The organism is Bradyrhizobium sp. (assembly GCF_049512235.1).
Taxonomy (GTDB): Bacteria; Pseudomonadota; Alphaproteobacteria; order Rhizobiales; family Xanthobacteraceae; genus Bradyrhizobium.
The window spans coordinates 1-5,243 of the sequence record NZ_JBEKXH010000746.1 but is presented as its reverse complement, the minus strand read 5'-3'; the positions used below and the strand labels follow the sequence as shown (position 1 = coordinate 5,243).

The 5,243-nt window shown below is 58.0% G+C and carries 7 protein-coding genes; 6 read left to right on the top strand and 1 reads right to left on the bottom strand.

Features of this window, described 5'->3' with window-relative positions:
• Nucleotides 1–312 (top strand): hypothetical protein (locus ABSG20_RS34790; RefSeq protein ID WP_423868959.1); only part of this gene is annotated, 312 nt, incomplete at its 5' end.
• A gap of 177 nt (nucleotides 313–489) precedes the next feature.
• Here the strand turns inward: ABSG20_RS34790 and ABSG20_RS34785 are convergent.
• On the bottom strand, nucleotides 490–1,914 hold the full coding sequence (locus ABSG20_RS34785) for a transposase (RefSeq protein WP_423868958.1): 1,425 nt from the start codon (nucleotides 1,912–1,914) through the stop codon (nucleotides 490–492).
• A gap of 98 nt (nucleotides 1,915–2,012) precedes the next feature.
• On the opposite strand from ABSG20_RS34785, the gene ABSG20_RS34780 reads away from it, so the two are divergent.
• The 5 genes from ABSG20_RS34780 to ABSG20_RS34760 all read left to right on the top strand — a co-directional run bounded on the left by ABSG20_RS34780 (nucleotide 2,013) and on the right by ABSG20_RS34760 (nucleotide 5,211).
• Nucleotides 2,013–2,573, top strand: coding sequence for a hypothetical protein (locus ABSG20_RS34780; RefSeq protein WP_423868957.1), 561 nt, complete (start codon nucleotides 2,013–2,015; stop codon nucleotides 2,571–2,573).
• Between the two features lie 563 nt (nucleotides 2,574–3,136).
• Nucleotides 3,137–3,502 carry a hypothetical protein gene (locus tag ABSG20_RS34775; protein ID WP_423868956.1) on the top strand — a complete coding sequence of 122 codons (366 nt, stop codon included), beginning with the start codon at nucleotides 3,137–3,139 and terminating at the stop codon, nucleotides 3,500–3,502.
• Nucleotides 3,503–3,607: 105 nt separating this feature from the next.
• Nucleotides 3,608–4,108, top strand: coding sequence for a hypothetical protein (locus ABSG20_RS34770; RefSeq protein ID WP_423868955.1), 501 nt, complete (start codon nucleotides 3,608–3,610; stop codon nucleotides 4,106–4,108).
• Nucleotides 4,105–4,866 (top strand): hypothetical protein, encoded by a 762-nt coding sequence (locus ABSG20_RS34765; RefSeq protein ID WP_423868954.1) that lies wholly within the window; start codon nucleotides 4,105–4,107, stop codon nucleotides 4,864–4,866. Before ABSG20_RS34770 ends, ABSG20_RS34765 begins: the two co-directional genes overlap by 4 nt.
• Before the next feature lie 27 nt (nucleotides 4,867–4,893).
• Complete coding sequence (locus ABSG20_RS34760) at nucleotides 4,894–5,211, top strand: hypothetical protein (RefSeq protein ID WP_423868953.1); 318 nt, start codon at nucleotides 4,894–4,896, stop codon at nucleotides 5,209–5,211.
• The last annotated feature ends 32 nt before the right edge of the window (nucleotides 5,212–5,243 follow it).

Below are 5,243 nucleotides of genomic sequence, written 5' to 3'. Positions count from 1 at the left end.
TTCGGAAATATGGAGGCAGGTACCGGGGAATTGTGTACTTTACAAACCATAGCGACTCGCTGCAGTTGTGTGCCGCCACGCAACAACTGGAGATTCCCCATGACCTTTAAGGTTCAAGTAGCAAGCATCGACTTGATGGGCGGCACTGCCAACGTGGTCGCCTTCGATCAATCCCCGACCCCGACGCCGGGTCCTACAGCATCACTCAACCTTCAATTTCCCTTCACGCCCTCGGGCGGGGCGGATCATGAGAAGGACAAGGTGATTGCGGCTGCAAAAGTCGCTCTGCAGCGGGTTCTGAGCGAAATTTAATCTGGGCTTCCAATAAAGAAACCCGGCGTTCCAGCACGGAAAGCCGGGTCAAAACCCTTGCATGGGGTAATAAATCGTTCCACGGGCGTGAAGCGGACGGGGCGCCAATTCAGCAGATACGCTTCGCCCATGGTTTCGATTGACATAAGAACATAACTCAAGAGTGCCTCTTTCTCCTCACGAAGCTAGGCGGAATATCCGCATATTGGCGGTATCCTGACGATCGGCGATGAATTTCGCGAGAGAATCGTCTTCAGAGTAACTCACGAGAAATTCGGGAAGCGTCTGGCGCAAGGCGTTTGCGACGACGAACTCCGACGGCGGGATGCCGGGACGAATGGTTCGGAGCCAGGAGCCGAACGAGTCCCAAACGAGCTTTGGAGAGGCGACGGCGAGATATTGGAGCAATCCCTGGGCGACGACGCCGGCCTGGATGAAGACATGGTAGGCGTTGATTTTGCGTTTGATGTGATCTCGGTAGTCGGCCGACTTGCGATGGAGGTACTGATTGCCGTTGCGGTATCGCAACGGGACCATGTCTTTCATCCAGAAATGATAGGCGAAGGAGCCGATCAGGCGCGTGGCCTGTTTGAAGCTGTGCTCGATCTTGAAGCGCAGGCCGTAGAGACGGATGATGTCGGTGGCGCTCAGCGATGTATCGGTGCACATCAGGATGCAAGATCCCCTGGTGGGATGGACGACGACCACAAAACGGACCAGTTGTCCCGCCGGCCGCCACAGCAGATCGCAGACGCGATAACGCAGCGTGACGTTGTGCTCTCCATAAACCGGACTAGCAAGATGTTGCATGGATTTCACATCCGCAAGCAGCGACTTCAGCTTTATCTTCTTTCCATAGGTCTTGGGTCGCCCCCTCGTCCTGCGGCCTTTCTTGCTTTCGGCGGGAGCGTAGGCCACCGCATTGGATTTAACCCGGGTCAGGAGATGGTTGCCCTGTCCGAGCAGGCCGCGCACCATCTTGCCGGCGGCGTAGTAGGCATCGGCAACAAAGTAGAACGGGGCTTTCAGCGCCACGGTACCGAGCAGGCCGAGCATCTTGTCGAGCAAGGTGCGCCGGTCGCGATTGGACCATACCAGGCCTTCGTGGATACGCGCCGCGAGCGGTACAGAGAAGACGCTCGCGGCCGCGTGTACCAGCAGACCCACGGCCTGCATGGAATGTCCCATGATGTATTCCGGCTTGGTGTTGGATTCCGATTGCTGATGCAACAGCTTGACGGCCGGCATTTTCCTGCCGCGCTTGGGGGCTTTGATGCCATCGCCGACCAGGACCAGCCGGCCGTTGACGCGCACGGGCCTTGTGAACAACCGCAATACCAGTTGCGTCCACAGCGCCGCGAGCCGATCGAGCTTGACGCCGGTGCTGTGAAAGTTGGCCAGCAGCCGGTGATAGAGCTTGTCTCTCAGATTGAGCGCGCGCACGATGCTGGTAACGCCCAGCGTGTCGGCGCGCACCATCATGCCGGCCACGGCGGTGACGAACCACATGAAGGTGCTCTGACGCGAGAATGCCGGGCGTAGCAGCTGGATTGCATTCCACCACAAGCCCCACAGCGAAAGCGCCCGTCCCCGATCCAACATGGCCCGATCCATGGTTGCGTTGATCCGGGACCCTTGTTATGGACCAAAGATTCATAATTCGTTAACCATGATGATGCTCATGATCGGGAGCTGCGCGGATGGCGAATCCGGCCGGAAACCGCAGCCGGCGAACGCTTCGGCGCGGCAATATCAACGCAGCGATCGCGCGACGACGCGATAGGCATTCGGCGGTGACAGGCGGTACGGAACCTCTTGAGGAGATCAACCTCGTGGGCAGTTGGCGCAAAGAGAACGCGAAAGATTCGGCAGACAGTATCTTCGCAAACAATCCCTTCTTCGATGAGCTCCTGGAGTGGAGGGGTTCGCCCGAAGGCCAGCAATATGCCGAGTTCGCCGACGTGCTCTGTGATCTCATGGCGGACGTGCACCTCGATGCCGCGCAACGCCGCTTCATCTGGCCTGATGGAGAGCTGCTCGATCTCGATCAGTCCGTCGCGCACATCGAGAAGCAATATCCCGACTTCCGTCGCGACTGGATCGAGGAATACCTGATCGCCTGGATCGAAATGGACTACGCCCCGGAACATTACTCCCGAGAGCAACTAGACGAACTCGACAGGCTCACCGCGCAATGGATCGCCGACCATCTGCGCCGCGCCAAAAACTCGAAAAAAAGGCGGAAAACTCGTCACTCTTGAGTTGGTTCTGATCGATTATAATCACGGCCGTCTCGTTCCATATGAGGGGCGTATCGCGATCGTCAGACACGCGGAATGCGATGCGGTGGACGCGGCAGCGTCGGGCGTGGCCAGGCTGGCAGGGCAGGATGCACATTGAGTTGCGCCTGTGAGCTTTACGAATGGCACGCAAGACGAACGGCGCTGATGCGGACGGTGAAGTCGTGTGGTTCTGCCACTTCCCAATGAAATCAACACGTTGGCTTGGCTAACTGGCATATCCCGCGCACTGATCCATTTGGACTTTTTCCCGATTTGGCTAACCGTCTGAGGCGAGTAGTCGGCATCACGATCAACGGCTGGTTCGCTCGGTCGCTGGGGTCGAGCGACGTCGCCGGTTGGCTGTTCCTGGGGCTTGGCGTGGCCGCTGATATCGCCGCGCTCGCTCTGCCCTCCGCTGTGCCGTCCAGCGCTGGCAGGCTGGTCAGCCTGGCACGCCATTAGCCGCATGGATAATCTGGGCGACGGTATTTGCGTTAGCAGCCACGGCAGGCATCGGCTTTGCCAGCCTCAACATCAGTGACGTGACGCTGGCCAGAGCGTCACGCGTCACGCCGGTCGTCACGCTGGCCAATGCCGCCCTCGCCGACGCCGTCACGGCCCGCGACCCGGGAATGTGCCGGCGGGGTCGGCAAGTTCTGCCGCGAACGGGAAACCGCCGTGGCCGATCGCCGGCAGGCCCTCGACGTTGCCATGAGGCGGTCGAACGGACAGCGGACCCGCAGACCGAGGCAGCGACCCGGATCGTGGCTTGGGTTTCCGGTGGACTGGTGCGTCCCGCAGCCGACGATTTCGGCATGCTGCGCCCGATCCTGCTGGCGCTGCTGCCCCAGGTCGGCGGCATCCTGCTGATGGTCGGGCGCGGCGTTGACCACGCAAACTTAGCGTAAGACCCTCTTACGGTCGCTCAGGTCCAGACCTTCGATAGGTATTTTGCCATTGCGGAAGCACGCAAGTTGGCACAACCTACGGGACGCATGGCGACACGGGAGCAAATGCTCGCTGCGATCACGGCCTATATGGCCGCTCACAAGCGCATTCTGGGTTACGACTCGACCCCGACTTGGGCACAGGGTTTCAGCCCGCACGAAGTCGTCATGAAGTATCCCTTAGAGGTTGGCGGTGAGTTGATCGGGCAGCTTTGGGTAATTGGGTTTCCTCGTTCGGAAGATCTGAAATTTAGGCTTCAAATCGTGATGGATGGGCCTATTTGTCGGCTCGATTACACCGACGAGACGCATCCAAATTCGATTACCGGCTATACCAATGGGTGGGTTCCAATGGTCGTCGTCGGCCCTCATTATCACTCATGGCCGATTAACCAACGTTTCTTTCGGGGGGTAACCAAGCCTCCAAAGCTTCACGATGCTCTGCCATACATGCAGCCGGGTCGAACGTTCGATGCAATTCTGCGTTGGTTTTGCACCGACACAAATATTGATTCTCTTCCCGGCAGCCATCTGATGGGTCTACCAGGACCAGGATTACTGATATGACACCTAATCCAGACCTTATGATGCGTGCATGCCACGGACTTTTTGAACTCGCTGGCGTCAAGCGAGTGGAAGACGGCATCGTCGCGACAACGCACTGCATGTATCCGTCAAACAGCTTAGTTCGAGTAACGGTGCGTGGCAGCGGAGCGACGATCGTTGCCTCCGATGAGGGTGGAGCGCTTGGCGAAGCTTTGGCGGGCGGGATCGAAGTCAGGAATTATGATCGCGCGCTGGCGCATCTGGTGCGAGAACAAGGGCTATTGATTAGAGAGAGTGTCATCTACACGCCGCAAATGTCGATGGAGGCGACCCCGCTCGCGATCTTGCTGGTAGCGAATGCATCGCAAGAGGTTGCTCGCTGGATGTTCGACCATGGCAAGGTGAAGCGCGCACGTGATTTTAAACAACTACTCGCTGATTTCCTTTCAAAGCGCTTTGATGCTCGCGTTGCCCATGGTGGATTTTTTGTCGGTCATAGCAACAAGCAACATAGGTTCGCGAACATCGTCAGTTTGGATGGTGAACGGAAGCTGATAATCGATCCTGTCTCTAACGATCCTTCGTCAATCAATGCCCGCGTCGTCGCGAACCTTGACGTCAAAGCGACCGGTAACCCGAACATCATTCAACGTATCGTATACGATGATGAGGATGATTGGTCGGCGGTCGATCTAAATCTGCTGCAAGTTGGTGCAACGGCAGTACCTTTCTCGCGTGCTGGAGAAGTGATTGAACGGATCGCCAGCGTCGCTGGATGATCCGACGACCGCCAGAAATCACGCTTCATGAAATTTGCGCGCCTCCGGCGTGCCGGCAATCTCGGCACCGCCCAGACCGGCACAGTCGCGGCGGCGGTGCGGTATTTGGCCAAAGGCATCATGACGGGGATGTTGGCTGATTTCAGCCAACACTCCTTAGACATTGCACGCGGCCAGAGGCTGCGGACGGTGCGGTGCCGACGCGAGGGCCGGATTTTCCGCCGGGCGCACGGCTGCCCCACTATCGGCCAGCTCGATTTGACGCACGGACCGGGGCTTCCTTTAACCGACTCTTTGATATCTTCCAAATTCCAGAAGATTGCGGGCAAAGAATTTCTTCCATAATTTGGAAAATACATCATGTCCTCGAAGAGCAC